This window comes from Leclercia sp. W6 (assembly GCF_003336345.1).
In the GTDB taxonomy this organism is placed as follows: Bacteria; Pseudomonadota; Gammaproteobacteria; order Enterobacterales; family Enterobacteriaceae; genus Enterobacter.
The window spans coordinates 39,170-64,446 of the sequence record NZ_CP031104.1; the positions used below are offsets into that span (position 1 = coordinate 39,170).

Below are 25,277 nucleotides of genomic sequence, written 5' to 3' on the forward strand. Positions count from 1 at the left end.
TGACAGGGCTGAAGATTACAGGATGCGGCTAATCAACCGGTCGATTCGGATGCGACGTAAACGGCGAATAAGCTTACGCACTTTCACCGGATAGTCAGCGATACTTTGCAGATCGCGATAATGGTTAACCACAGTGGTGTGCGTGCGGATCAGATCCAGTTCACGGTCGCGCGGAGCAGCCAGCTCCTGGCGGGGATCGTGGATCAAAATCGCATTTTCAAGATCCAGTCGCCACGCGCGTGGATTGAGGTTATTGCCTGTCAGCAGCATCCATTCATCATCAACCCACATGCCTTTCAGATGATAGCTATTATCTTCATCTTTCCACAGACGCACGACCAGCTGATCGGTATTCACATAGTACTGCAGGCGGCTCAGGAAGCGGCGCAGGTTGATCTCATAGAGATAAGGCAGGGCGCCGATAATCTTAAACGGCTGATCTTCAGGAATAAAGAAATCGTTCGCGGTTTTATCGCCAACGATAATTTCCACCTTTTTACCGTCGCGCAACAGCTGAATGATGTTACGTACCAGCACCGCCGGCAGGTTGAAATACGGTGTACAGATGGTCAGCTTATGCTCCGTACACGGCATCAGATGGAAGATGGTCTTGTTGAGCAGGCTTGATTTACCCAGCCCGACCAGTGGGGTCACTGCAAGCTGTTCATTATCAGCGTCGCCCTGGAAATGGAACATGGCATCGCGCAGTTCCTGGCGGAAAAGGCGGATGTCATTTTTGATCTCCGGGCTTTTTGGTCGCTGTGGATCGTCAAGGCGATTTACGCCGCGGCCATGCACCAGATGTTGGTCCACCCACTCAAACATGACGTCAGCCATGCGGGCATTACGCACCAGGTGATAACGATCGTAACGGTACTTATCCCGTTGATGCAGATAGACATCGTTCAGACTTGCGCCGCTATAGAGCACGCTGTCATCGATGATAAAGCCTTTGAAATGGAGGACGCCCAGAGCTTCGCGAGTGTTAACCGGAACACCATAAACGGGGACATCTACGCCGGGGTTTTCCTGCGCCATGCGGCAATACCAGTCGGCATTGGTGTTGGACGCAGCCGCGCCAATACGACCGCGCTGGGCGCGATGCCAGTCGACCAGGATACGGACATCCAGCTCAGGGCGCTGGCGTTTGGCTTCGTACACGGCGCGTAAAATGGCGCTGCCGCCTTCATCCTGTTCAAGATAAAGCGCGATAATGCAGATACGATGCGTTGCGCTGGCAATTTTTTCCAGTAGCGTCTCCCGAAAATCGGCGGGAGCATAAAAAAACTCTACATCATCAACTGACTGAGAAAGCTTCGGTAGTTGAGCAAGGTGTTGTTGATGTTTATTACGCTTAAATTTGGACAACATCACAGTGCGTTTCTTCTCTGTTCATTGAAGGATTATATGGACTATGCAGCCAACAGAAGCGGGCAATCATACCACCAGTGCCGTTTAAAGTGGTCAACATTTCCAGTACCTTACTCTTGTTTACCTGATGGCATCAGCTGCAGAGTCAATCCGACGATCCCATCTTCAAGCTGGATATCAACGGTAAAGCCCAGCTTTCGCGCCAGGGCGACCATGCCACGGTTGTTAGGCATAGTAATGCCATTGAGGCGGATCAGTCCGTGATCGCGCGTATAACTGATTAGCTTTTCGAGTAATCGTCTTCCCAGCCCCAGACCTTTCAGATCGGAGCGGACAAGCACCGCAAACTCCGCATCGACGTTATCAGGATCGGAGATGGCACGTGTGACGCCAAGGATTTCATCGCCCTCTTCAGTGCGTCGGACGGCAACAAAAGCCATTTCCCGATCGTAGTCGATCTGCGTCATATTGGCTAAATCTTCGTGGGTAAATTCGTTGATTTCGCTAAAGTAGCGGTAGTACAAATCTTCTTTTGTGACCTGAGCGATAAAGCGCTGAAGCTGGGGTTCATCTTCAGGAAGGATAGGGCGGAACAGCGAGAGTTCGCCATTTTTCATCTCTACCCACTCTTCAAGCTGATGGGGGTAAGGGCGGATAGCAAGCCGGCTTTCGCGATCGCCGGTATAGGCCGCCACATCCATCGTCACATCCAGCGCCGTCAGTTCGCTGCCGGATACCAGTAAAGGATGAATATCCAGACGCTGGATTTCCGGGCTATCAACAATCAGGTTCGATACCTGCACCAGGAACTGGCTCAGGGCGGCGATATCCAGCGGTCTTAAGGCACTGCGTCCGCGGATCTTTTTGCTCTTGATCGCCTGGATCACCAGATAACGCGCCAGGTTCATGTTCAGAGGCGGCAGGGCCACCACCGCCTGCTCTTCAGGGCGCCACTCCACGCCCCCTTCGCCCAACATAATTAGCGGACCGAAGACCGGATCGTGTTCCACCACCACCCGTAGCTCCTGCGCGCCGGCACGATTAGCCATGCTCTGCACCAGCAGGCCGTGGATCCGCGCCTGGGGCCAGGCCATTTTAACGCGATCGATAATGGCATCCGCCGCCTGCTGGACTTCCGCCGCGGTACGCAGATACAACATCACCCCCTGAACTTCAGATTTATGCGGGATATCCGGCGAACGCAGTTTCAGTGCCACCGGATAACCGATCTGCTCGGCGATATGCACCGCTTCCGCGCTGTCGCTGGCGATCCAGGTGGGCAGCGTATGCAGGCCATAAGCGGTGAGGATCGGCTGTACCTCGTGCGTATCCAGCGAACGCGCGCCGTCATCAATGGCACGCTGCAACAGGTCGTGAGCATGACCCGTATTGGCGGTCAGGTTTCCCGGCAGGGCAGGCGTCTCCCGCAGCTGTTTCTGATTGCGCCGATACTCCACCATATGCATAAAAGCGGTAATGGTGCCTTCCGGGGTACGGTAAGTGGGGAGGCCAGCCTCGCTGAAGAGACGTCGCGCCTCCTGAGATGAAAATTCACCGCACCAGTTAGTCAGAAGCGACACATACTTTCCACGCGGATGCTTCTTCACAATATCAATCAACGCACGAGCGCTTTCGCTGCCCGGGGCTACGGCACTAGGGGAGTGAATGACCATCAGGGCATCAAAGTCCTGGCTGTCCAGCAGGATATTGAGTGCGCTGAGATAGTGCTCGCTGCTGGCATCGTCGCGTAAGTCGAGCGGATTACCCGGCTCCACGCCGGGCGGCAGCGCCTCCCGCAGACGCTGTATTGTCTCTTCGCTGAGGGTGGCCAGCTTACCGTTACGCAGCCAGAGTTCGTCCAGCGCCAGCGCGGCCGGGGCGGCGCCGTTACTGATGATCATCAGCCGTTCTCCCCGTAGCGGGCGCATATGGCTGAGCGTTTCGACAGCGGAAAAGAGTTCGTGGGTGTCCTGAACACGCAGCAAGCCGGCACGCTGGATAGCGGCATCCCATGCCGGATCCATGCCTGAATGAGAATGCAAAAGACGCTGGGCGGCCGGGCTACGCCCGCTTTTGATCACCAGAATCGGTTTGTTGCGTGAAGCGCTACGGGCTGCCGAGACGAAGCGACGCGCGTCGCTGAGATGCTCAAGATAGAGCAGGATGGCGCTGGTTTTGCTATCGCGCGCCAGAAAATCCAGCAGCTCGTCAACGTCAATGTCCAGACCGTCGCCCAGCGCGATGAAATAGGAAAAGCCCATTTCGCGCTGCTGGGCCCAGTCGAGGATCGTATTGGATACCGCCGCCGACTGGGAAATAAAGGCCAGCTTGCCTTTACGTATCGGAACGGGAGAAAAGCTGGCATTCAGCCCCTGCCACGGTGCCAGAAGACCCAGGCTGTTTGGCCCCAGCAGTCGCATCTGGTAGCGCGTCGCACAGGCCAGCAGCTCCGCCTGCTGTTCAGGGGGCGAAGAGAGAATAATGCAGGTTTTGCAGCCCTTCTTCCCCAGCGCGTCGAGCAGGGCGATGTTACGTCGGGCGTGGGTGCAGAGCACCGCGAGATCGGGAATGAAGGGCAGGCTCTCCACATCCGGCCAGGCAAGGACCCCCAACACCGCCTTATACGCGGGGGTAACCGGCAGTATCGGGCCATTAAAGCCGCCAGCAAGCAGGTTACGCATCATCAGATAACCGGCGCGTTCGGGCTTCATCGACGCGCCAATTACGGCAATGGATTTAGGGCGGAGTAAGGCTTCTAGCCCGCGCTGGCTCATACAGATCTCCTGAAAAGGCGAGTGACCTGATGATTTTAAACGCTTTCCGGCTCCGCCGCTGTGATGCTTCCCTTATGAATGGTTTTTCCGGCCAGATAACGTTCGCGAAAGCGTGAGAAGTGATCGCTCAGTGCGCCTGCCGCCTGAACATCCCCCGCCAGATCCAGCAGGGCAATAGCCACTTCGGCAGTACAATACTGGCCTTCTGCGTGGGCTTCACGTAGCCGGTAAGCCGAGACGCGTGACAAATCGACAGAGATCACCGGCAGGGCATCCAGATAGGGGCTTTTGCGAAACATTTTACGCGCTTCGGTCCAGGTGCCATCCAGCATGATAAACAGCGGCGGTTTACCGGCGGGGGGCGCGGTAATCACCTGACGCGTTTCACCGGCGTAGGAGGCCGGAAACACTACCATCGGTTGATAGTCGGGACTGGCGACCAGATCGAGCAGCGCCTGAGGTGGCGCAGTGCGTGACCACTGGAAGGCTGCGGTATCCGGGAGAATATCGGCGATCAGCCGCCCGGTGTTGCTGGGCTTCATCGGTTCGGTATCGAACATCACCAGACAAAAACGGCTTTGAGCATGGCTGGGTGCCAGCGTCGCGCAGAGGCACTGCCTGAGCGGCAGCAGACAGCGCTGACAGCGACGAATGCGGTTACCACGGGCAAGAAAAGGGCGAGTCGCACGCGCCAGGCGTTCGGCGCGCAGTTGCAGTACGGCGTTATCAGTCATGGGAAGGAGCGCAGAAAAAACGCCATTCTCGCAGAGGCGAGGGCGGGGCACAAGTTACGTGCCCCGGAATGTCAGAGGGATTCGTTCAGCCAGCTATCAAAAGGTGCTTTCGGAACGGCACCATTGAGCATATCGACAACTTCACCATTTTTGAAAATCATAATGGTCGGGATACTACGAATGCGGAAGCGGGAGCTCAGTTCGCGCTCAGCTTCGGTGTTCACTTTCACAAAACGCATTTTACCGCTACGCTCTTCGGCGACATCTTCAAAGATCGGCGCAAAGTTACGGCACGGGCCGCACCACGGTGCCCAGAAGTCGACAACAACCGGCAGATCATCCTTCAGCAGTTTATCCAGAGTTTCGCCGGTAGCATTAATCACGTCACCATCGAACAATTCATGACCGCAGCGTCCGCATTTTGCTCCGTCATCAATGCGATCTTCCGGAATGCGGTTAAGAGCCTGGCAGTTGGCACATACGGTATTCATAACTAACCTCAGGTAGAGCAGGGGGACAAATCGGCAACATGCCGGTTATGTTTCCAATATGTTACATATTATCAACGACCCTGTTTGAAACAACAATGCGTTTTGTTCAATGAGAACAATAGTCACAGGCTTTTATACGAAGTAATGGCTATGCGCCGGGACATCGGGTAATCTGCGCGCTTCGCGCAGCGCTGGTGGAGAAAAGCATGAACGACGAACTGAAAAACAAAAGCGGCAAGGTCAAAGTGATGTATGTCCGCAGTGACGATGACTCTGATAAACGCACCCAAAATCCGCGTACCGGAAAAGGTGGCGGGCGTCCAGGGCCATCTCGTGCAGACGGTGGCCGTCGCCCCGCCCGCGATGAGAGAAGCAGCCGCGGTGATGACCGCAAACGTGACGACCGTAAGCGTGATGATTTCAAACGCGACGATTTTAGCCGCGACGCCTCACCGTGGCGTACCGTCTCCCGCGCGCCGGGCGACGAGTCCACTGCGCCCGTCGATCACGGTAGCATGGCCGGTAAAACGGTTATCGATCCGGAAGTGATCCGCCGTCAGCGTGCGGAAGAGACGCGCGTCTATGGCGAAAACGCCTGTCAGGCCCTGTTCCAGAGCCGTCCTGATTGCATCGTGCGCGCCTGGTTCATCCAGAGCGTGACGCCGCGTTTCAAAGAAGCGCTGCGCTGGATGGCGGCCAACCGCAAAGCCTACCACGTGGTAGACGATGCTGAGATCACCAAAGCGTCTGGCACCGAACACCATGGTGGCGTCTGCTTCCTGATTAAGAAACGTAACGGTACCACCGTTAAGCAGTGGGTCAGCCAGGCTGGCGAAGATGACTGCGTCCTGGCCCTGGAAGACGTAGGTAACCCGCACAACCTTGGCGCCATGATGCGCAGCTGCGCCCACTTCGGCGTGAAAGGCGTTCTGTTGCAGGATGCGGCTCTGCTGGAATCCGGCGCAGCAATCCGTACGGCGGAAGGTGGCGCGGAGCATGTTCAGCCGATCACCGGCGACAGCGTGCTGGAAGCGATTGAGCAGTTCCGTCAGGCGGGCTATGCCATCGTGACCACCTCCAGCCACAAAGGCACCACGCCGCTGTTTAAAGCGACACTGCCACGTAAGATGGTGCTGGTGTTGGGTCAGGAGCGCGATGGTCTCTCCGATGCGGCACTCTCCAGCGCCGATCTGAGCGTCTCTATCGATGGCACCGGCAATGTAGAAAGCCTCAACGTATCCGTTGCGACTGGCGTTCTGCTGGCGGAATGGTGGCGTCAGAACAAAGCGTAATTCCGCTTTGTTCGTCGTTCGTAGGCCCGGCAAGCGTAGCGCCGCCGGGCAATGTGCCGGGTGGCGGCTTCGCCTTACCCGGCCTACAACAACTTACTCACTTTCAGCCGGTAACTCCGGCATCCAGTCAATCGGCGTTTCGCCCTGTTTCTCCAGCCACTCATTCGCCAGCACAAAATGATTGCAGCCAAAAAAGCCGCGATGCGCTGACAGCGGTGACGGGTGCGGCGCTTTCAGCACATGATGGCGCTGGGTATCAATGATCGCCCCTTTCTTCTGCGCGTGCGATCCCCACAGTAAAAACACCACCCCTTCACGATGCTGGTTAATCAGGCTGATAACTTTATCCGTAAACGTCTCCCAACCGAGGCTGGCATGGGAATGGGCCTGCCCGGCACGAACCGTCAGCACGGTGTTGAGCAACAGAACGCCCTGACGCGCCCAGCTTTCCAGGTAACCATGTGAAGGGCGGGTAAACCCCGGCACCGAGGCTTCCAGCTCCTTATACATATTCAGCAGGGAAGGGGGAATGGCAACGCCCGGACGCACAGAAAACGCCAGGCCGTGCGCCTGACCCGGTCCGTGGTAGGGATCCTGTCCCAGGATCACCACTTTGACATCTGCCAGCTCGGTAAAACGAAAGGCGTTGAACACATCTTTCTGGGGCGGATAGATGGTGATGCCGTCCTGACGTTCCGCGGCAACGGTATTCAGAGTATTAACGAAGTAAGGCTGTTTTTTTTCATCGGCCAGTACGTCGTGCCAGGTTAAAGGTGCTGTCATCTCGCTCTCCTGCGAATTTTCACTGTCTTTAGCTTAACTGCATATGACGAGGGAACAAAACTGGTGAGCCAAAAATGTCATTACATTGAAAAATATTGAAAATTTACACAGAATTTTGAAGGTGGTGCGAGGGTAAAATTGATATAAAACAACAATCTTCAGTTATCACCCTTTTGCTGGTGTGGTTTTTGTTGATTTAAGTCAAGGAATGACGAGGGTTTGACTGATATATATACACTCAAGCAACAATGGTTTTACCAATTGCCCGGACGAACGGGCGACACCCAATATTGTAGTGTAAGGGAGACATCACATGATTACTGGTATCCAGATTACTAAAGCTGCAAACGACGACCTGCTGAACTCTTTCTGGCTGCTGGACAACGAGAAAGGCGAAGCGCGCTGCGTATGCGCAAAAGCAGGCTTTGCTGAAGATGAAGTTGTTCAGGTTAACGCGCTGGGCGAGTTCGAATACCGCGAAATCCCAATGGAAATCAAACCTGAAGTCCGTGTTGAAGGCGGTCAGCATCTGAACGTTAACGTGCTGCGTCGTGAAACGCTGGAAGATGCCGTTAAGCATCCGGAAAAATATCCGCAGCTGACCATCCGTGTTTCTGGCTACGCGGTACGCTTTAACTCACTGACTGCCGAACAGCAGCGCGACGTTATTGCCCGTACCTTTACTGCCAGCCTGTAATCGTTACCATCGTACAGATAAAAAAAGCCGGGTTTTAACCCGGCTTTTTTATTACTCTTCTTTCTGTGTCACCGGCGCGCTGCCGCTAGGCTTACGACGCTTGCCCACGTTTTTGGTATCACGGTGGCGTTGCTTCACGCGCGGTTTCTCTTTCTCTTTCGCCTTTTTCTCGGCACGTTTAGCGAGCACTTTCTTGGACGGTTTGCCCGTCATTTTTTCGCTCGGCGCACGGGTGCTCGGACGCAGTTCGTCGATCACGCGGGCCTTCAGCGGCTCTTCAACGTAGCGACCAATTTTCTGCAGCAGCAGATGGTCATGCGCTTCGACCAGCGAAATAGCTGTCCCTTTACGCCCGGCACGACCGGTACGGCCAATGCGGTGCAGATAGGTATCCGCAGTGCGCGGCAGATCGAAGTTAAACACGTGGCTGACATCAGGAATATCAATACCGCGCGCTGCAACGTCGGTCGCTACCAGCACGTTCACGCGGCCATCGGTCAGACGTTTGATCGCTTCGTTACGTTTAATCTGCACCATCTCGCCTTCGAGATAGCAGTTATTGATACCCGCTTCACGCAGCCAGGTCGCCAGCTCATGCACACGCTCACGTTTCCGTACAAAGACGATAGAGCGGGTGGCTTCAGGCTGTTTCAGCAGGTGGATCAGCAGCGCGGTTTTATGCTGAATATCATCGGCGCGGTAGTACCACTGATGGATCTTCTTGCGTTCACGCGTGGACGGATTGGCAGACACCTCGACCGGATCTTCCAGCAGACGCTCGGCAAAATCTTTAATCGCATCGCCTTCCAGCGTCGCGGAGAAGAGCATGGTCTGCTTACGCCAGCGGGTCTCACCGGCAATGTGTTCGATATCCTGCGCAAAGCCCATATCCAGCATACGGTCAGCTTCGTCAAGAATTAAGGTTTCTACCGCACGGCAGTCGAAGTTCTCTTCTTTAATGTATTGCAGCAGACGCCCGGTCGTCGCAACGACGATATCCTGGTTCTCACTGAATACTTCGGCATGGTTCATATAGGCCACACCGCCGGTAATGGTTGCGATATCCAGGTGGGTGTTCTTCGCCAGCTCACGCGCATGATCGGCAACCTGCATCGCCAGTTCACGGGTCGGGGTGAGGATCAGAATACGCGGCGGACCTGATTTCTTACGCGGAAAATCCAGCAGATGCTGCAACGCAGGCAGCAAATAGGCTGCCGTTTTACCCGTGCCGGTTGGCGCAGAACCGAGCACGTCACGGCCCTCCAGTGCAGGCGGAATTGCCGCTTCCTGAATAGCGGTCGGGCGTGTGAAGCCTTTTTCCTGGAGCGCGTCCAGAAGGCTTTCATCGAGTTCAAGTTCGGAAAAAGTCGTTACAGTCATGTTCTACCTCTGTGTGGGGCGCTGATTATAGACGTTACGGCTGCAATCTTCATCTGTTTGTGTGGATATCCCTTTTCCGTCGTTACGCTTTCACCTATGCTACTCCCGTTTCACTTTGAAGGTTGCTCCGACATGTCTCAACTCAAAGCGCAGCTGCGCCGCGATGGTTTTACTTTTAAGCAGTTCTTTGTCGCCCACGATCGCTGTGCAATGAAAGTCGGCACTGATGGCATTTTACTGGGGGCATGGGCACCGGTAGCAGGCGTTAAACGTATCCTCGACATTGGCAGCGGCAGCGGATTATTAGCCCTGATGCTGGCGCAGCGTACCGAACACGCTGTCACGCTTGACGCGGTTGAACTGGATCCCCTGGCGGCTGAGCAGGCAGCGGAAAACGTAGCGGAATCCCCCTGGGCTTCGCGCGTATCTCTCCATTGTGCGGATGTTCTTGCCTGGGCGCCAGAGCAAACGGCTCGCTATGACCTGATTGTCAGCAATCCTCCCTATTTTGAACTGGGTGTAGCCTGTGCCACACCCCAGCGAGAGCAGGCCCGGTATACCGACACGCTCGATCATGGCGCGCTGTTAGCCTGCGCCGCCGGGTTGATCTCCGAAGAGGGATTTTTCTGCGTGGTGTTACCGGAGAGCGCAGGCAGTGCATTTATTGCCAGCGCGCTGGAGATGGGCTGGTTTTTACGCCTGCGCACCGATATTGCGGAAACCGACGGCAGGCTGCCGCACCGGGTGCTGCTGGCGCTGTCGCCGAAAGAGGGAGAGTGCTTCAGCGACAGGCTGGCGATACGTGGGCCAGATCAGCGTTATTCCGATGACTACACGGCGCTGACCCACCCCTTCTATTTATTTATGTGAGCCAGCGGTGAAAGCACCGACGGGCCGGAATGCTCAAGCTGCTCCGGGTAGTCGAGCGTGTAGTGCAAACCGCGGCTCTCTTTGCGCATCATAGCGCAGCGCACAATCAGCTCCGCCACCTGAACCAGATTACGCAGTTCCAGTAAATTATTGGATACGCGGAAATGGGCGTAATACTCATCAATTTCCTGCTGCAGCATGGTAATACGGCGCAGGGCGCGTTCCAGACGTTTGGTGGTGCGCACAATGCCGACGTAATCCCACATAAAGAGGCGCAGCTCGTGCCAGTTATGCTGGATCACAACCAGTTCATCCGGGTTCTCCACGCGGCTTTCGTCCCAGTCCGGCAGGTTTTCCGCCTGGCGGGCGTAAGGCATGCGCTTCGTGATATCTTCCGCCGCTGACCAGCCATACACAAGGCACTCCAGAAGTGAGTTTGATGCCATTCGGTTCGCGCCATGCAGGCCGGTGTAGCTCACCTCGCCGATAGCGTACAAACCGTCAACATCGGTCCGGCCATGATCGTCGACCATCACGCCGCCGCAGGTATAGTGCGCCGCGGGCACCACCGGCATCGGCTCTTTGGTGATGTCGATGCCGAGCCCCAACAGTTTTTCATAGATGGTCGGGAAGTGCTGGCGAATAAAGGCTTCGGGTTTGTGGCTGATGTCCAGATACATGCAATCCACGCCCAGGCGTTTCATCTCATGATCGATTGCGCGGGCCACAACATCACGCGGCGCCAGCTCGCCCCGCTCGTCAAAGTCCTGCATAAAGCGAGTGCCATCCGGGCGTTTTAAATGCGCGCCTTCACCGCGTAGCGCTTCTGTCAGCAGGAAGTTGCGTGCCTGCGGGTGGAATAGCGCAGTGGGGTGGAACTGGTTAAATTCCAGATTGGCCACGCGACAACCCGCTCGCCAGGCCATGGCAATACCGTCCCCTGAGGAAATATCCGGGTTGGTGGTGTACTGATACACCTTAGAAGCACCGCCGGTTGCCAGTACAACCGATTTTGCCCGACAGGTTTCCACCTTCTCTTTATTACGGTTCCAGACCCAGGCTCCCACAACGCGCCGCGTGCCCGGCAGACCAATCTTATCGGAGATGATCAAATCCACCGCGTTGCTGCGTTCCAGCACCCGGATGTTGGGATGGCTTAACGCCTGGCTGACCAGGGTCGTTTCGACTGCTTTACCGGTGGCATCTGCGGCATGCAGGATCCGGCGATGGCTGTGTCCGCCTTCACGCGTCAGGTGGTAACTCTCTTCTCCGTTGGCCTGCACCTGGGTATCAAACAGCACGCCCTGATCGATCAGCCATTGCACGCAGTGGCGGGCATTACTGGCGACAAATTCAGCCGCGTGTCGGTCCACGATGCCGCCACCGGCAATAAGGGTATCTTCGACATGGGAGTCGATACTGTCAGTTTCATCAAACACCGCGGCAATTCCGCCCTGAGCATAGAAGGTAGAACCTTCGCTAACAGGACCTTTGCTGAGGACAATCACTTTCTGGTGTGGGGCGAGTCGTAGCGCCAGTGAAAGGCCGGCGGCGCCGCTGCCGATAATCAGTACGTCACAGGTGAGTTCGGAAATTGCGTTCATGATGTGTGTTTAATTTACTAAACAGTGTTTGGCCAGCATAGCACCTGAATGCGATGAATCGCACGTTTTTTTTAAGAGTAGTTGCAATGGCTAAACAGAGGCTAGACAGAGATAAGGAACAAAAAGGGCGAAATTATTTTGCGTAGCAGATTGTTAGCTACAGATTTTGTGGTGAAATAAAGCCCGTCTTGCGTTAACCTGCAAACGGTAAAAGACCATTTCTTAGCAGAAACTGGGTACGTATCGGTATCAGACTTATAATGATAGAAAATGAACAGTCTGCGACGTGATTAACAAAAACAAAGGCGTGACGGAACTAATTGAAATAAAGACCCTCAAAGCAACTGCTTGCTCACAGTGCAGTGTTTGGAGTGGCGTTTCGATAACGCGTGGAATTTAGGTTTGGGGAGACTTTACCTCGGATGAGCGAGCAGTTAACGGACCAGATTCTGGTTGAACGGGTCCAGAAGGGAGATCAGAAAGCCTTTAACCTACTGGTGGTGCGCTACCAGCATAAGGTGGCGAGTCTGGTGTCCCGCTATGTACCGTCAGGGGATGTTCCTGATGTGGTACAAGAGTCTTTCATTAAGGCCTATCGTGCGCTGGAATCTTTCCGGGGAGATAGTGCTTTTTATACCTGGCTGTATCGTATTGCCGTCAATACGGCTAAGAACTACCTCGTCGCTCAGGGCCGACGTCCGCCTTCAAGCGATGTCGATGCTATCGACGCTGAAAATTATGAAAGCGGCGGTGCGTTGAAAGAAATTTCGAACCCTGAGAACTTAATGTTGTCAGAAGAACTGAGACAAATAGTTTTTCGCACCATCGAGTCGCTCCCGGAAGATTTACGCATGGCAATTACGTTGCGGGAGTTAGATGGCCTGAGCTATGAAGAGATAGCCGCTATCATGGATTGCCCGGTCGGTACGGTTCGCTCACGGATCTTTCGTGCGCGAGAAGCTATTGATAATAAAGTTCAACCGCTAATCAGGCGTTGACGATAGCGGGATACTGGAAAAGGTATTAGGCATGCAGAAAGAACAACTTTCCGCTTTGATGGATGGTGAAACGCTGGACAGTGAGATGCTCAACGAGCTCTCTCGCTCTCCTGAGATGCAAAAAACCTGGGAGAGTTATCATCTCATTCGCGATACTCTGCGCGGCGATACCAGCGATGTCCTCCATTTTGATATCTCAGCTCGCGTAATGGCGGCCATAGAGAACGAACCTGTTTCTCAGGCCACCCCGCTCATCCCCGAAGCCCAACCTGCACCGCACCTGTGGCAGAAGATGCCTTTCTGGAACAAAGTGCGCCCCTGGGCGAGTCAACTGACTCAAATGGGTGTGGCTGCTTGCGTATCGCTTGCAGTTATTGTGGGCGTCCAGCACTATAACACTCAATCTGAAGTGAGCCAGCAACCAGAAGCGCCAGTGTTCAATACACTGCCGATGATGGGCAAAGCCAGCCCGGTAAGTCTGGGTATTCCTTCTGATGCCTCGGCCGGTGCCGGTCAGCAGCAGCAGGTTCAAGAGCAGCGCCGTCGTATCAATGCGATGTTGCAGGATTATGAATTGCAGCGTCGTCTGCATTCTGAACAGCTTCAGTTTGAACAGGCGCAAACGCAGCAGGCTGCTGTGCAAGTGCCAGGAAACCAAACTTTAGGAACGCAATCGCAGTAATGAAGCAACTTTGGTGCGCCATGTCTCTGATGGCGGGTAGCCTGTTGTTCACTGTCAACGCCTCGGCTGATGTATCGTCCGGGGCGTTGTTGCAGCAAATGAACCAGGCCAGCCAGTCACTCAACTACGAGCTGTCTTTTATCAGTATCAATAAGCAAGGTGTAGAGTCGTTACGCTATCGCCATGCCCGTCTTGATAAACAGCCTCTTGCCCATCTTTTGCAGATGGATGGTCCGCGCCGTGAAGTTGTGCAGCGTGGCAATGAAATCAGCTATTTCGAGCCGGGTCTCGAACCCTTTACGCTGAATGGCGACTACATTGTTGATTCGCTGCCTTCGCTCATCTATACCGATTTTAAACGGTTGTCCCCTTACTACGACTTCATCTCCGTAGGACGTACCCGTATCGCCGATCGGCTCTGCGAGGTGCTGCGGGTGGTCGCCAGAGACGGAACACGTTACAGCTATATCGTCTGGATGGATGCAGAGACCAAGCTGCCAATGCGGGTCGATCTGCTGGATCGGGATGGTGAGACGCTGGAGCAGTTCCGGGTGATCTCCTTTACTATCGACGATCAGGTCGGTAACAGCATGCAGAATCTGGCAAAAGCGAACCTGCCGCCGCTGCTCTCCGTCCCGGCGGGGGATAACGTTAACTTTAACTGGGCGCCCAACTGGATCCCGCAGGGCTTCAGTGAAGTCTCCAGCAGTCGACGCCAGCTGCCTACCATCGATACCCCGGTTGAATCCCGTCTTTACTCCGACGGCTTGTTCAGCTTCTCGGTGAACATTAACCGGGCAACACCGGTCAGTGCCGATCAGATGCTGCGTACCGGGCGTCGCACCGTCAGCACCACGATACGAGATAACGCAGAGATCACCGTTGTCGGTGAACTGCCGCCGCAAACCGCTAAACGTATCGCCGACAGCATTAAATTCAGGGCTGCACAATGATCAAAGAGTGGGCAACGGTCGTTTCATGGCATAAGGGCGTCGCGCTGGTCAGCTGCGATGTCAAAGCATCCTGCAACAGCTGCGCCTCCCGCGCCGGTTGCGGCAGCCGGGTGCTGAACAAACTTGGACCGCAGACCTCACACACGATCAGCGTGCCCAGCGCAGAGCCGCTGGTGGAAGGTCAAAAAGTTGAGTTAGGGATCGCTGAAGGTAGCCTGCTTGGCTCGGCGATGCTGGTCTATCTCTCCCCGCTGCTGGGGCTGTTTGCCCTTGGCGGGCTGTTCCAGGTGCTGTTTGGGACCGATCTCGCCGCGATGTGCGGTGCAGCGCTGGGCGGCGTGGGCGGCTTTTTACTGGCACGCGGCTTTTCCTCCCGTCTTGCGGAGCGTGAAGCGTGGCAGCCCGTTATTCTCAGCGTCGGATTGCCACCCGATCAGCTGCGTGTCGACACGCTCTCTTCAGAAGCCCGGTGATGTTACCGGGCTTTGTTTTATTTACATCTCATAAAAGAAAACGCCAGATCTTCGCGCTAAGCTTGCTGGAAGAGCATTTCCTGGTGACGGAGATGTAGTGTAGAATGCTGCGTTTTCGCACTGAAAAACGTCAGGCTAAGAACAGCGGCCTCCAGGAATTCGTAAGGCATAATTATTTAACTATATGAAGAACATACGTAACTTTTCGATCATTGCTCATATTGACCACGGTAAGTCGACGCTGTCTGACCGTATTATCCAGATTTGCGGTGGCCTGTCTGATCGTGAAATGGCAGCCCAGGTACTGGACTCCATGGACCTGGAACGCGAACGCGGTATTACCATTAAAGCGCAGAGCGTTACGCTCGACTATAAAGCGTCTGACGGTGAAACCTACCAACTTAACTTTATCGACACCCCAGGCCACGTTGACTTCTCTTATGAAGTTTCCCGTTCGCTGGCGGCCTGTGAAGGCGCGCTGCTGGTGGTTGATGCCGGGCAGGGCGTAGAAGCCCAGACCCTGGCTAACTGCTACACCGCGATGGAAATGGATCTCGAGGTGGTGCCGGTACTGAACAAAATCGACCTGCCAGCCGCCGATCCTGAGCGCGTGGCGGAAGAGATCGAAGATATCGTCGGCATCGACGCGACCGACGCCGTGCGCTGCTCGGCAAAAACCGGCGTCGGTGTAACCGACGTGCTGGAACGTCTGGTGCGTGACATCCCGGCGCCGGAAGGCGATCCAGAGGGGCCACTGCAGGCGCTGATCATCGACTCCTGGTTCGATAACTATCTCGGCGTTGTCTCGCTGGTGCGTATTAAAAACGGCACCATGCGTAAAGGCGACAAGATCAAAGTAATGAGCACCGGACAGGTTTACAACGCTGATCGTCTGGGTATCTTCACGCCAAAACAGGTCGACCGTACCGAGCTGAAGTGCGGCGAAGTAGGCTGGCTGGTTTGTGCGATCAAAGACATCCTCGGCGCGCCGGTGGGCGATACCCTGACGGGCGCCCGTAACCCGGCAGAAAAAGCGCTGCCAGGCTTTAAAAAGGTAAAACCGCAGGTTTACGCCGGTCTGTTCCCGGTAAGCTCTGACGATTATGAGAACTTCCGTGACGCGCTCGGCAAGCTGAGCCTGAACGATGCTTCCCTGTTCTATGAGCCAGAAAGCTCGACGGCGCTGGGCTTCGGCTTCCGCTGCGGCTTCCTCGGCCTGCTGCACATGGAGATCATCCAGGAGCGTCTGGAGCGTGAATACGATCTGGATCTGATCACCACCGCACCAACGGTAGTGTATGAAGTCGAGACCACCTCGAAAGAGGTTATCTACGTCGACAGCCCATCCAAGCTGCCGCCGCTGAATAATATTCATGAGCTGCGCGAGCCGATCGCCGAGTGTCACATGCTGTTGCCGCAGGAGTTTCTCGGTAACGTCATTACGCTGTGTATCGAAAAACGCGGTGTGCAGACCAACATGGTTTACCACGGTAACCAGGTGGCGCTGACCTATGAAATCCCGATGGCGGAAGTGGTGCTCGACTTCTTCGATCGTCTGAAGTCAACTTCACGCGGTTATGCGTCGCTGGATTACAACTTCAAACGCTTCCAGGCCTCCAACATGGTGCGTGTGGACGTGCTGATCAACGGCGAGCGCGTCGATGCGCTGGCGCTGATCACCCACAACGACAACGCCCCGTATCGCGGTCGCGAACTGGTCGAGAAGATGAAAGATCTCATCCCACGCCAGCAGTTCGACATTGCGATTCAGGCGGCCATTGGCAACCATATTATCGCCCGTTCTACGGTGAAACAGCTGCGTAAAAACGTTCTGGCAAAATGCTATGGCGGTGACGTCAGCCGTAAGAAGAAGCTGCTCCAGAAGCAGAAAGAAGGTAAGAAGCGTATGAAGCAGGTCGGTAACGTTGAGCTGCCGCAGGAAGCGTTCCTCGCCATTCTGCACGTTGGTAAAGACGGAAAATAACCCTTAAGGAGTTGGCATGGCGAACATGTTTGCCCTGATCCTGGTGATTGCCACACTGGTGACGGGGCTGTTGTGGTGTCTGGATAAGTTTATCTTTGCTCCGAAACGTCGCGAACGCCAGGCCGCCGCGCAGGCTGCCACGGGCGACCAGTTGGATCCGAATACCCTGAAGAAAGTCAGCCCTAAGCCGGGCTGGCTGGAAACGGGCGCTTCGGTCTTTCCGGTGCTGGCCATTGTGCTGGTGGTACGTTCGTTTATCTATGAACCTTTCCAGATCCCATCCGGTTCGATGATGCCAACGCTGCTGATCGGTGATTTTATTCTGGTCGAGAAGTTTGCTTATGGCATTAAAGATCCGATCTACCAGAAGACGCTGATCGAAACCGGCCATCCAAAACGCGGCGATATCGTGGTGTTCAAATATCCGGACGATCCACGTCTGGATTACATCAAACGTACCGTTGGCGTACCGGGTGATAAGGTGACCTATAATCCGGTTTCCAAAGAGGTGACGGTTCAGCCTGGCTGCAGTTCCGGCACCGCTTGCGGTAGCGCATTACCGGTGACCTATTCCGGCGTTGAGCCAAGCGACTTTGTGCAGACGTTTGCCCGTCGCAACGGCGGCGAAGCGACCAGCGGTTTCTTCCAGCTGCCGAAAGGCGAGACCAAAGAGAACGGTATTCGTCTGAACGAGCGTAAAGAGACCCTGGGCGATGTGACGCACCGTATCCTGACCGTCTCCATCGCGCAGGATCAGCTGGGCATGTACTATCAGCAGAAGGGGCAGCAGCTGGCGACCTGGATCGTGCCACCGGGACACTACTTCATGATGGGTGATAACCGCGATAACAGCGCGGACAGCCGTTACTGGGGCTTTGTGCCGGAAGCGAACCTGGTGGGTAAAGCCACCACCATCTGGATGAGCTTCGAGAAACAGGAAGGCGAATGGCCAACCGGCGTACGGTTAAATCGTATTGGCGGTATCCATTAATTCCTGATAAATGAGTACGTAGCCTCTTTAACCAGAGGCTACGTGAATTATTTCACTGATAAATCTCTTCTGACTAACGACAACCCCTGTCGTTGCGTATAGAATATTCCCCCGAAGTTTAAGGTTGGCGCTGATTCAGTGCCACGGCACACGAAACCGCGTTGGCTTTCTCAGGACGGTTTCGTGTGCTGCATTTTTGACGCATTTATTCTATTGGTATCGCATGAACCCCATCGTAATTAATCGGCTTCAACGGAAGCTGGGCTACACTTTTCAGCATCAGGAGTTGTTGCAACAGGCATTAACCCATCGCAGTGCCAGCAGCAAACACAATGAGCGACTCGAATTTCTGGGCGACTCCATTTTAAGTTTTGTTATTGCGAATGCGCTTTATCACCGTTTCCCGCGTGTGGATGAAGGGGATATGAGCCGTATGCGTGCAACGCTGGTACGTGGCAATACGCTTGCCGAAATTGCCCGTGAATTTGAACTGGGTGAATGCCTGCGACTCGGGCCTGGCGAACTGAAAAGCGGCGGCTTCCGTCGTGAATCTATTCTCGCGGATACGGTCGAAGCGTTAATCGGTGGTGTTTTCCTCGACAGCGATATCCAGACGGTGGAGCAGCTGATCCTGAACTGGTATCAGACGCGTCTGGATGAGATCAGCCCGGGTGATAAACAGAAAGATCCAAAAACCCGTTTGCAGGAGTATTTGCAGGGTCGCCATCTGCCGCTGCCATCTTATCTGGTGGTGCAGGTTCGTGGCGAAGCACACGATCAGGAGTTTACCATCCATTGCCAGGTCAGTGGCCTGAGTGAACCGGTGGTTGGCACAGGTTCAAGCCGTCGTAAGGCGGAACAGGCTGCCGCCGAACAGGCGCTGAAAATGCTGGAGCTGGAATGAGCGAAGAAAAAAGTTATTGTGGATTTATTGCCATCGTTGGACGTCCGAACGTAGGCAAATCAACCCTGCTGAATAATCTGCTGGGGCAAAAGATCTCTATTACCTCCCGCAAGGCGCAGACCACGCGTCACCGCATTGTCGGTATCCATACCGAAGGGGCGTATCAGGCGATTTATGTCGATACCCCCGGTCTGCATATGGAAGAGAAGCGTGCCATTAACCGTCTGATGAACAAGGCGGCGAGCAGCTCTATCGGCGACGTTGAGCTGGTCATTTTCGTTGTTGAAGGCACCCGCTGGACCCCGGACGACGAGATGGTGCTGAACAAACTGCGTGACGGTAAAACGCCGGTTATCCTTGCGGTCAACAAGGTGGATAACGTACAGGAAAAAGCCGACCTGCTGCCGCATCTGCAGTGGCTGGGTAGCCAGATGAACTTCCTCGATATCGTCCCGCTCTCTGCCGAGACCGGTCTGAACGTCGACACCATCGCGGGCATCGTGCGTAAGCACCTGCCGGAAGCGATTCATCACTTCCCGGAAGAGTATATCACTGACCGTTCTCAGCGTTTTATGGCCTCTGAAATCATCCGTGAGAAGCTGATGCGTTTCCTCGGCGCGGAACTGCCGTACTCTGTCACCGTTGAAATCGAACGTTTCCAGACTAACGAGCGCGGCGGATACGACATCAACGGGCTGATCCTCGTTGAGCGCGAAGGGCAGAAGAAGATGGTGATTGGCAACAAAGGCGCCAAAATTAAAACCATCGGTATTGAAGCCCGTAAGGATATGCAGGAGATGTTTGAAGCGCCGGTTCACCTGGAGCTGTGGGTGAAAGTGAAATCTGGCTGGGCCGATGACGAGCGCGCACTGCGCAGTCTTGGTTACGGCGACGACGTATAAGCCACTAAAACGTGGAAGGCTGGCAGCGCGCTTTTGTACTGCATAGTCGTCCCTGGAGCGAAACCAGCCTGATGCTGGACGTCTTCACGGAAGAGTCAGGCCGCGTGCGCCTTGTTGCCAAAGGCGCACGTTCCAAACGTTCTAACCTGAAAGGCGCTCTGCAGCCCTTCACACCGCTGCTGGTGCGCTTTGGCGGACGCGGGGAAGTGAAAACCCTGCGCAGTGCTGAAGCCGTCTCTCTGGCGCTCCCTCTCTCTGGTATTACGCTCTACAGCGGTCTGTATGTGAACGAGCTTATTACGCGCGTGCTTGAACATGAGACCCGCTTCTCTGAACTCTTTTTCGATTATCTGCACTGTCTTCAGGCCCTGGCGGGTACCACCGGTTCGCCGGAACCGACGCTGCGCCGCTTTGAGCTGGCGTTGCTTGGGCACCTGGGGTATGGGGTCGATTTTCTGCACTGCGCGGGCAGCGGCGAGCCGGTAGAGGACACCATGACCTACCGCTATCGTGAGGAGAAGGGCTTTATCGCCAGCGTGGTTATCGACAACAGTACCTTTACCGGGCGGGATCTGCGGGCGCTGGCGGAACGCGAATTTCCGGATGCCAGCACTCTGCGGGCGGCAAAACGCTTTACCCGTATTGCGCTCAAGCCGTATCTTGGTGGCAAGCCCTTAAAGAGCCGCGAATTATTCAGGCAGTTTATGCCAAAGCGTAAATGAACAACGAGAAACCGAGGATTGTCATGGCTGAATTACTGTTAGGCGTCAACATTGACCATATTGCCACGCTGCGCAATGCGCGCGGAACCGCCTATCCTGACCCGGTCCAGGCGGCCTTTATCGCCGAGCAGGCGGGTGCCGACGGTATTACCGTACATCTGCGCGAGGACCGTCGCCATATTACCGACCGCGATGTGCGTATCCTGCGCCAGACCCTGGACACCCGCATGAATCTGGAGATGGCCGTCACCGAAGAGATGCTGGCAATTGCCGTTGAGACCAAACCGCACTTCTGCTGCCTGGTGCCGGAGAAGCGCCAGGAAGTGACCACCGAAGGCGGGCTGGATGTGGCCGGTCAGCTGGATAAGATGCGTGATGCCTGCAAACGTCTGGCCGATGCCGGGATTCTAGTATCCCTGTTTATCGATGCCGATGAAGCGCAGATCAAAGCCGCCGCCGACGTTGGCGCGCCGTTCATTGAGATCCACACCGGCTGCTACGCCGATGCCGAAGACGAAGCGACCCAGGCGAAAGAGCTCGATCGCATCGCCAAAGCGGCAACCTACGCGGCGGGTCTGGGCCTGAAGGTCAATGCCGGTCACGGTCTGACCTACCATAACGTCAAGGCCATTGCGGCGATCCCGGAGATGCACGAGCTGAACATCGGCCATGCGATTATCGGGCGCGCGGTGATGAGCGGCCTGAAAGAGGCGGTGTCAGAGATGAAGCGTCTGATGCTGGAAGCCCGCAAGTAATGGCTATCCTCGGCTTAGGCACGGATATCGTTGAGATCGCCCGCATCGAAGCGGTGATTGCCCGCAGCGGCGATCGCCTTGCCCGTCGGGTGCTCAGCGATAACGAGTGGGCCATCTGGGAAGCGCACCAGCAACCGGTGCGTTTTCTTGCCAAACGTTTTGCGGTGAAGGAGGCGGCGGCAAAAGCCTTCGGCACCGGGATCCGCAACGGTCTGGCGTTCAATCAGTTCGAAGTCTTTAACGATGAGCTGGGCAAACCGCGCCTCAGGCTGTGGGGCGAGGCGCTAAGGCTGGCGGAAAAGCTGGGTGTGGCGCACATGCACGTGACGCTGGCGGATGAGCGCCATTACGCTTGCGCCACGGTGATTATCGAAAGTTAAATCTTATCGGCGTGGTGCATCAGAACGAACTTGTCCCACAGCTGCTCTTCCGATTCAGGATGTGCCGGATCTTTCAGGATAGTATTGGGGATCGGGCACACCTTCTGGCAGGTTGGCGTCTCATAATGACCCACGCACTCGGTGCAGCGGTCGCTGTTAATCTCGTAAATGCTCTCTCCCATTGAAATTGCCTGGTTAGGGCATTCGGGTTCGCACATATCGCAATTGATGCATTTTTTGGTGATTAACAGCGCCATCAGGAAATTCTCAGAAACAACACAAACAGGGCGGGCATTATACGCTCATTGTCTGTTCAAACCAGTTTTTTTACCAATGCCTCGCTATGGCGAATACGTTCCGGGGCATGCTCCAGATCCTGCTGAACCAGCGCCATAAACAGCAGATCGGTCAGCATCATCTGCGCGCTGGTGGACGAGATCGCCGCGCTGCGGGTGGCCTGCTCTTCGGCAATGGTATACAGACAGCGTGTGGCCCGCTGCTGCAGGGCATTGGGGGTAAAGCCGGTGATCGCCAGAATTTTGCCCCCCACGCGCAGCACTTCATCGGCGGCCAGATTAATCTCGCGGCGTTCGCCGGAATAGGAGAGGGCCAACAGCAGATCGTCAGGCTCCATCGCCTGTACGGTAGCCAGCAGGGCATGCATGTCCTGTTCGACAATGGCAATCACGCCGATTTTATTCAGCTTCCAGCCGAAGTTACGCGCCACCAGCCCCGAGGCGCCGATGCCGGTTAGGATCACCCGTCTTGCCGCCCGCAGCATGGCCACGCTCTCCAGCAGCTTCTCTTCGCTATTGACGTCCAGCGTGGCGTGCATCGCAGCGATGTTCTCTTTGATCAGCTTTTCACCCACCAGGCGCATCGGATCGTCGCCGCGGATCTGGTTATGAACCGGCATGGATTGCGGATTCGGGTTGCTGGCCAGCGCCTCGCTGAGCGCCAGTTTCAGGGCGGGAAAACCTTTGAAACCAATCTTTTGCGCGAATTTCACCACGCTTGACTGGCTCACGCCCGCCTCGCTGGCAAGCTGCTGAGAGCTTAAATGGCGGGCACGATCGGGCTGCGAGAGTAAAAAATCCGCCAGCTTTTTATCGCTCTGGGCAAAACCCGCGTATCGCTGGCGGATGCGAATTAGACAGTTCATAGGGACTCCTGGCGAAATGTGATGACTGCAGCAATTGCGAATTCTGCTCGCCTGAATGAATTTTATATTCCATGATAATGCGCTTATTATGAATTAAAAATTCTTGAGGCACAAAAAATGAATCTCGGCTCACTGGTATCAGAATCACGCAACCCACAAACCCTCGACCTGGATGCACTCTCCACGCTTGACCTTGTTCATCGCTTCAACCAACAGGATACGCTGGTCGCGCAGGCAGTGAAAGAAACATTGCCCGAGGTAGCTAAAGCGGTGGATGCCGCGGCAGACGCGCTGAAAGCGGGGGGACGCATTATCTATATGGGGGCAGGCACCAGCGGACGGCTGGGGGTGCTGGATGCTTCAGAGTGCCCACCCACCTTCGGCGTACCACATGGCCTGGTCATCGGCCTCATCGCCGGTGGGCCGGGGGCACTGCTGAAAGCGGTGGAAGGGGCAGAGGACAGCAAGCAGCTCGGTGAAGACGATCTCAAAGCACTTAATCTGACCGCGCAGGATCTGGTGGTCGGGCTGGCGGCCTCCGGGCGCACGCCGTACGTGATTGGCGGGCTGGAGTATGCGAACCAGACCGGCTGCACTACCGTGGCCATCTCCTGCAATCCAGGCTCACCCATTGCCCAGGTGGCGACGATCGCCATCTCGCCGGTTGTCGGCCCGGAAGCGCTGACCGGCTCCACCCGCCTGAAATCCGGCACGGCGCAAAAGCTGGTGCTGAATATGATCTCCACCGGGGCAATGGTGAAGTTCGGTAAGGTCTACCAGAACCTGATGGTGGACATGAAAGCGACCAACGTGAAGCTCATTGATCGGGCGTGCCGCATGGTGGTCGAAGCCACCGGCGCCTCCCGCGAAGAGGCGGAAAAGGTACTGCAGCAGACCGGGTATGACGTCAAACCGGCCATTCTGATGATTTTAAGCGGGCTGGATGCCGCTGCGGCGCGCGCCAGGCTTGACGCGCATCAGGGATTCTTACGTGCGGCATTAGAAAACTAAAGAGGCGTACATGGAAAAAACAGTAGCGCTCGCCAGCGGTATTCTTGCGGGGATCGGCGGGGAAAAAAATATACGGCGTCTGGAAAACTGTATGACGCGGGTGAGGGTAGAAGTTCAGGATGACGACAAGCTCGATCCGGCCACCCTGAAAAAACTGCCTGGCGTCAGCGGGTACGTAAAGCAGGGGGAGCAGCACCAGCTCATCGTCGGGCCTGGTAAGGCCGCGCAGGTGGTGGATGCCATGCGCTCCCTGATGGGCGGGGCGGTGATTGATGATGCCGAGCGCACCAAAGCGCAGGCAAAAGCCAAATATAAAGCCCCGATGAGCGATGCGCTACGCATGCTGGCAAATGTCTTTATTCCGCTCATTCCAGCCTTTATTGCTTCAGGGCTCATCACCGGCATTATCAATATCCTGAAACGCCCGGACATTGTCGGGGATTTTGCGACCCAATATCCAAACCTGCTCGGGATCCTCGGCATTTTCGGCAGCGCGGTCTTTGCCATCATGCACATTCTGGTGGGGGTGAATACCGCCAAAGTGTTTGGCGGCTCGCAGGCGTTAGGCGGGGTGATGGCCGGCATTCTCTCCAGCCCGCAGCTGGCGCAAATCACCCTGTTCGGCGAAGCGCTGCAGCCGGGGCGTGGCGGGGTGATCGCCGTGCTGCTGGTAGTGATGCTGATGTGCTGGCTTGAGAAAAAGCTGCGTAATATCCTGCCAGGCTCCCTGGAGCTGATCCTCAACCCGCTGCTGACCACGCTTATCACCGGCAGTATTGCCATCATCGCCCTGCAGCCGCTGGGAGGCTGGATCTCGGAGTCCATCGCCCACGGTGCCTCCTGGGCTATCGATCGCGGTGGATTCCTGGTAGGGGCGGTGCTGTCGGGCACCTTCCTGCCGCTGGTGTTGACCGGTTTACATCAGGGGCTGGTGCCGATCCACGTTGAGCTGGTGCAGGCGCACGGCTACAACGCCCTGCTGCCTATCCTGGCAATGGCCGGGGTCGGACAGATCGGCGCGGCCATCGCGGTGCTGATGAAAACCCGCAATGCACGCCTGAAAAAGGTGATCAAAGGGGCGCTGCCGGTCGGGCTGCTGGGCATCGGCGAGCCGCTGATTTTTGGTGTCACTCTCCCGCTCGGCAAGCCGTTTATCGGGGCCTGTCTGGGCGGCGCGGTCGGTGGGGCGCTGATCGGTTACTGGAAAGTGGCGACCGTCATCACCTTTGGTATTTCCGGATTACCGCTGGCATTAACCATCGTGACCGGAAAAGTCATGCTCTATCTGTTAGGCTATTTGGTAGCGGTGATCGCCGGGTTCCTGTTTACCTGGCTGTTAGGGTTTAACGATCCAGAGGAGTAAG

At 55.7% G+C, this 25,277-nt stretch carries 26 protein-coding genes; 17 read left to right on the forward strand and 9 right to left on the reverse strand.

Going from position 1 to position 25,277, the window contains the following annotated elements; all coding sequences use genetic code 11:
• Window positions 1–15: 15 nt before the first annotated feature.
• From pssA to trxC, 4 genes are all read right to left on the reverse strand, one after another.
• Window positions 16–1,371, reverse strand: coding sequence for a CDP-diacylglycerol--serine O-phosphatidyltransferase (pssA, locus tag DVA43_RS00225; protein WP_114314197.1), 1,356 nt, complete (start codon window positions 1,369–1,371; stop codon window positions 16–18).
• 110 nt (window positions 1,372–1,481) lie between these two features.
• Complete coding sequence (pat, locus tag DVA43_RS00230) at window positions 1,482–4,145, reverse strand: protein lysine acetyltransferase (protein WP_114314198.1); 2,664 nt, start codon at window positions 4,143–4,145, stop codon at window positions 1,482–1,484.
• Window positions 4,146–4,180: 35 nt separating this feature from the next.
• The gene (gene tapT, locus DVA43_RS00235; protein ID WP_114314199.1) at window positions 4,181–4,879 is read right to left on the reverse strand and encodes a tRNA-uridine aminocarboxypropyltransferase; all 699 of its coding nucleotides are present in this window, start codon (window positions 4,877–4,879) and stop codon (window positions 4,181–4,183) included.
• A gap of 71 nt (window positions 4,880–4,950) precedes the next feature.
• On the reverse strand, window positions 4,951–5,370 hold the full coding sequence (trxC, locus tag DVA43_RS00240; protein ID WP_103180766.1) for a thioredoxin TrxC: 420 nt from the start codon (window positions 5,368–5,370) through the stop codon (window positions 4,951–4,953).
• Window positions 5,371–5,576: 206 nt separating this feature from the next.
• On the opposite strand from trxC, the gene DVA43_RS00250 reads away from it, so the two are divergent.
• Window positions 5,577–6,662, forward strand: coding sequence for a tRNA/rRNA methyltransferase (locus DVA43_RS00250; RefSeq protein WP_103180765.1), 1,086 nt, complete (start codon window positions 5,577–5,579; stop codon window positions 6,660–6,662).
• A 93-nt stretch (window positions 6,663–6,755) separates the two neighbouring features.
• Here the strand turns inward: DVA43_RS00250 and ung are convergent, their stop codons facing one another.
• Entirely contained in the window at window positions 6,756–7,445 is a 690-nt protein-coding gene (gene ung / locus DVA43_RS00255; RefSeq protein WP_114314200.1) for a uracil-DNA glycosylase, read from the reverse strand.
• Window positions 7,446–7,758: 313 nt separating this feature from the next.
• Between ung and grcA the strand changes: the two genes are divergently transcribed.
• The gene (gene grcA / locus DVA43_RS00260; protein ID WP_103824585.1) at window positions 7,759–8,142 is read left to right on the forward strand and encodes an autonomous glycyl radical cofactor GrcA; all 384 of its coding nucleotides are present in this window, start codon (window positions 7,759–7,761) and stop codon (window positions 8,140–8,142) included.
• Window positions 8,143–8,193: 51 nt separating this feature from the next.
• Here the strand turns inward: grcA and srmB are convergent, their stop codons facing one another.
• Window positions 8,194–9,522 (reverse strand): ATP-dependent RNA helicase SrmB, encoded by a 1,329-nt coding sequence (srmB, locus tag DVA43_RS00265; RefSeq protein WP_103824586.1) that lies wholly within the window; start codon window positions 9,520–9,522, stop codon window positions 8,194–8,196.
• A 132-nt stretch (window positions 9,523–9,654) separates the two neighbouring features.
• Here srmB and DVA43_RS00270 point away from each other — a divergent pair, with 132 nt between their 5' ends.
• Window positions 9,655–10,392 (forward strand): tRNA1(Val) (adenine(37)-N6)-methyltransferase, encoded by a 738-nt coding sequence (locus DVA43_RS00270; RefSeq protein ID WP_114314201.1) that lies wholly within the window; start codon window positions 9,655–9,657, stop codon window positions 10,390–10,392.
• On the opposite strand, the gene nadB is transcribed toward DVA43_RS00270, so the two are convergent.
• The gene (nadB, locus tag DVA43_RS00275; RefSeq protein ID WP_114314202.1) at window positions 10,377–11,996 is read right to left on the reverse strand and encodes an L-aspartate oxidase; all 1,620 of its coding nucleotides are present in this window, start codon (window positions 11,994–11,996) and stop codon (window positions 10,377–10,379) included. The genes DVA43_RS00270 and nadB overlap by 16 nt on opposite strands.
• Window positions 11,997–12,353: 357 nt before the next feature.
• Between nadB and rseD the strand changes: the two genes are divergently transcribed.
• The 12 genes from rseD (at window position 12,354) to acpS (ending at window position 21,740) form a co-directional block, all read left to right on the forward strand.
• Window positions 12,354–12,422, forward strand: coding sequence for a rpoE leader peptide RseD (rseD, locus tag DVA43_RS24995; protein WP_233212310.1), 69 nt, complete (start codon window positions 12,354–12,356; stop codon window positions 12,420–12,422).
• The gene (gene rpoE, locus DVA43_RS00285; RefSeq protein WP_103824590.1) at window positions 12,419–12,994 is read left to right on the forward strand and encodes an RNA polymerase sigma factor RpoE; all 576 of its coding nucleotides are present in this window, start codon (window positions 12,419–12,421) and stop codon (window positions 12,992–12,994) included. The genes rseD and rpoE overlap by 4 nt, the downstream gene beginning before the upstream one ends.
• A 31-nt stretch (window positions 12,995–13,025) precedes the next feature.
• A complete protein-coding gene (gene rseA / locus DVA43_RS00290) occupies window positions 13,026–13,676 on the forward strand; it encodes an anti-sigma-E factor RseA (RefSeq protein WP_039029767.1) in 651 nt (216 codons plus the stop codon).
• The gene (rseB, locus tag DVA43_RS00295) at window positions 13,676–14,629 is read left to right on the forward strand and encodes a sigma-E factor regulatory protein RseB (protein ID WP_114314204.1); all 954 of its coding nucleotides are present in this window, start codon (window positions 13,676–13,678) and stop codon (window positions 14,627–14,629) included. The genes rseA and rseB overlap by 1 nt, the downstream gene beginning before the upstream one ends.
• Window positions 14,626–15,102, forward strand: coding sequence for a SoxR-reducing system protein RseC (gene rseC / locus DVA43_RS00300; protein ID WP_114314205.1), 477 nt, complete (start codon window positions 14,626–14,628; stop codon window positions 15,100–15,102). Before rseB ends, rseC begins: the two co-directional genes overlap by 4 nt.
• A gap of 184 nt (window positions 15,103–15,286) precedes the next feature.
• Complete coding sequence (gene lepA / locus DVA43_RS00305) at window positions 15,287–17,086, forward strand: translation elongation factor 4 (protein WP_103180755.1); 1,800 nt, start codon at window positions 15,287–15,289, stop codon at window positions 17,084–17,086.
• Between the two features lie 16 nt (window positions 17,087–17,102).
• Window positions 17,103–18,077, forward strand: a complete 975-nt coding sequence (lepB, locus tag DVA43_RS00310; RefSeq protein WP_103824593.1) for a signal peptidase I — start codon at window positions 17,103–17,105, stop codon at window positions 18,075–18,077.
• 223 nt (window positions 18,078–18,300) lie between these two features.
• A complete protein-coding gene (gene rnc, locus DVA43_RS00320; protein ID WP_103180753.1) occupies window positions 18,301–18,981 on the forward strand; it encodes a ribonuclease III in 681 nt (226 codons plus the stop codon).
• Window positions 18,978–19,883, forward strand: a complete 906-nt coding sequence (era, locus tag DVA43_RS00325; protein WP_103180752.1) for a GTPase Era — start codon at window positions 18,978–18,980, stop codon at window positions 19,881–19,883. Before rnc ends, era begins: the two co-directional genes overlap by 4 nt.
• Before the next feature lie 11 nt (window positions 19,884–19,894).
• Entirely contained in the window at window positions 19,895–20,605 is a 711-nt protein-coding gene (recO, locus tag DVA43_RS00330; protein WP_114314206.1) for a DNA repair protein RecO, read from the forward strand.
• Window positions 20,606–20,628: 23 nt separating this feature from the next.
• Window positions 20,629–21,360 (forward strand): pyridoxine 5'-phosphate synthase, encoded by a 732-nt coding sequence (gene pdxJ / locus DVA43_RS00335; protein ID WP_103181123.1) that lies wholly within the window; start codon window positions 20,629–20,631, stop codon window positions 21,358–21,360.
• Window positions 21,360–21,740 (forward strand): holo-ACP synthase, encoded by a 381-nt coding sequence (gene acpS / locus DVA43_RS00340; RefSeq protein WP_114314207.1) that lies wholly within the window; start codon window positions 21,360–21,362, stop codon window positions 21,738–21,740. Before pdxJ ends, acpS begins: the two co-directional genes overlap by 1 nt.
• Here acpS and DVA43_RS00345 read toward each other — a convergent pair.
• Window positions 21,737–21,997: a YfhL family 4Fe-4S dicluster ferredoxin gene (locus tag DVA43_RS00345; RefSeq protein ID WP_103824596.1), complete on the reverse strand. Its 261-nt coding sequence runs from the start codon at window positions 21,995–21,997 to the stop codon at window positions 21,737–21,739. The two genes, acpS and DVA43_RS00345, sit on opposite strands and share 4 nt — an antisense overlap.
• 56 nt (window positions 21,998–22,053) lie before the next feature.
• A complete protein-coding gene (locus DVA43_RS00350; protein WP_114314208.1) occupies window positions 22,054–22,902 on the reverse strand; it encodes a MurR/RpiR family transcriptional regulator in 849 nt (282 codons plus the stop codon).
• A gap of 117 nt (window positions 22,903–23,019) precedes the next feature.
• Here DVA43_RS00350 and murQ point away from each other — a divergent pair, with 117 nt between their 5' ends.
• Window positions 23,020–23,913, forward strand: coding sequence for an N-acetylmuramic acid 6-phosphate etherase (gene murQ, locus DVA43_RS00355; RefSeq protein WP_114314209.1), 894 nt, complete (start codon window positions 23,020–23,022; stop codon window positions 23,911–23,913).
• Between the two features lie 10 nt (window positions 23,914–23,923).
• Entirely contained in the window at window positions 23,924–25,276 is a 1,353-nt protein-coding gene (locus DVA43_RS00360) for a PTS transporter subunit EIIC (protein WP_114314210.1), read from the forward strand.
• The last annotated feature ends 1 nt before the right edge of the window (window position 25,277 follow it).

What these genes read in the sequence shown, in the direction of transcription:
- pssA (WP_114314197.1), bottom strand. Translation starts at nt 1,371, where the DNA reads ATGTTGTCCAAATTTAAGCGTAATAAACATCAACAACACCTTGCTCAA.
- pat (WP_114314198.1), bottom strand. Translation starts at nt 4,145, where the DNA reads ATGAGCCAGCGCGGGCTAGAAGCCTTACTCCGCCCTAAATCCATTGCC.
- tapT (WP_114314199.1), bottom strand. Translation starts at nt 4,879, where the DNA reads ATGACTGATAACGCCGTACTGCAACTGCGCGCCGAACGCCTGGCGCGT.
- trxC (WP_103180766.1), bottom strand. Translation starts at nt 5,370, where the DNA reads ATGAATACCGTATGTGCCAACTGCCAGGCTCTTAACCGCATTCCGGAA.
- DVA43_RS00250 (WP_103180765.1), top strand. Translation starts at nt 5,577, where the DNA reads ATGAACGACGAACTGAAAAACAAAAGCGGCAAGGTCAAAGTGATGTAT.
- ung (WP_114314200.1), bottom strand. Translation starts at nt 7,445, where the DNA reads ATGACAGCACCTTTAACCTGGCACGACGTACTGGCCGATGAAAAAAAA.
- grcA (WP_103824585.1), top strand. Translation starts at nt 7,759, where the DNA reads ATGATTACTGGTATCCAGATTACTAAAGCTGCAAACGACGACCTGCTG.
- srmB (WP_103824586.1), bottom strand. Translation starts at nt 9,522, where the DNA reads ATGACTGTAACGACTTTTTCCGAACTTGAACTCGATGAAAGCCTTCTG.
- DVA43_RS00270 (WP_114314201.1), top strand. Translation starts at nt 9,655, where the DNA reads ATGTCTCAACTCAAAGCGCAGCTGCGCCGCGATGGTTTTACTTTTAAG.
- nadB (WP_114314202.1), bottom strand. Translation starts at nt 11,996, where the DNA reads ATGAACGCAATTTCCGAACTCACCTGTGACGTACTGATTATCGGCAGC.
- rpoE (WP_103824590.1), top strand. Translation starts at nt 12,419, where the DNA reads ATGAGCGAGCAGTTAACGGACCAGATTCTGGTTGAACGGGTCCAGAAG.
- rseA (WP_039029767.1), top strand. Translation starts at nt 13,026, where the DNA reads ATGCAGAAAGAACAACTTTCCGCTTTGATGGATGGTGAAACGCTGGAC.
- rseB (WP_114314204.1), top strand. Translation starts at nt 13,676, where the DNA reads ATGAAGCAACTTTGGTGCGCCATGTCTCTGATGGCGGGTAGCCTGTTG.
- rseC (WP_114314205.1), top strand. Translation starts at nt 14,626, where the DNA reads ATGATCAAAGAGTGGGCAACGGTCGTTTCATGGCATAAGGGCGTCGCG.
- lepA (WP_103180755.1), top strand. Translation starts at nt 15,287, where the DNA reads ATGAAGAACATACGTAACTTTTCGATCATTGCTCATATTGACCACGGT.
- lepB (WP_103824593.1), top strand. Translation starts at nt 17,103, where the DNA reads ATGGCGAACATGTTTGCCCTGATCCTGGTGATTGCCACACTGGTGACG.
- rnc (WP_103180753.1), top strand. Translation starts at nt 18,301, where the DNA reads ATGAACCCCATCGTAATTAATCGGCTTCAACGGAAGCTGGGCTACACT.
- era (WP_103180752.1), top strand. Translation starts at nt 18,978, where the DNA reads ATGAGCGAAGAAAAAAGTTATTGTGGATTTATTGCCATCGTTGGACGT.
- pdxJ (WP_103181123.1), top strand. Translation starts at nt 20,629, where the DNA reads ATGGCTGAATTACTGTTAGGCGTCAACATTGACCATATTGCCACGCTG.
- acpS (WP_114314207.1), top strand. Translation starts at nt 21,360, where the DNA reads ATGGCTATCCTCGGCTTAGGCACGGATATCGTTGAGATCGCCCGCATC.
- DVA43_RS00345 (WP_103824596.1), bottom strand. Translation starts at nt 21,997, where the DNA reads ATGGCGCTGTTAATCACCAAAAAATGCATCAATTGCGATATGTGCGAA.
- DVA43_RS00350 (WP_114314208.1), bottom strand. Translation starts at nt 22,902, where the DNA reads ATGAACTGTCTAATTCGCATCCGCCAGCGATACGCGGGTTTTGCCCAG.
- murQ (WP_114314209.1), top strand. Translation starts at nt 23,020, where the DNA reads ATGAATCTCGGCTCACTGGTATCAGAATCACGCAACCCACAAACCCTC.
- DVA43_RS00360 (WP_114314210.1), top strand. Translation starts at nt 23,924, where the DNA reads ATGGAAAAAACAGTAGCGCTCGCCAGCGGTATTCTTGCGGGGATCGGC.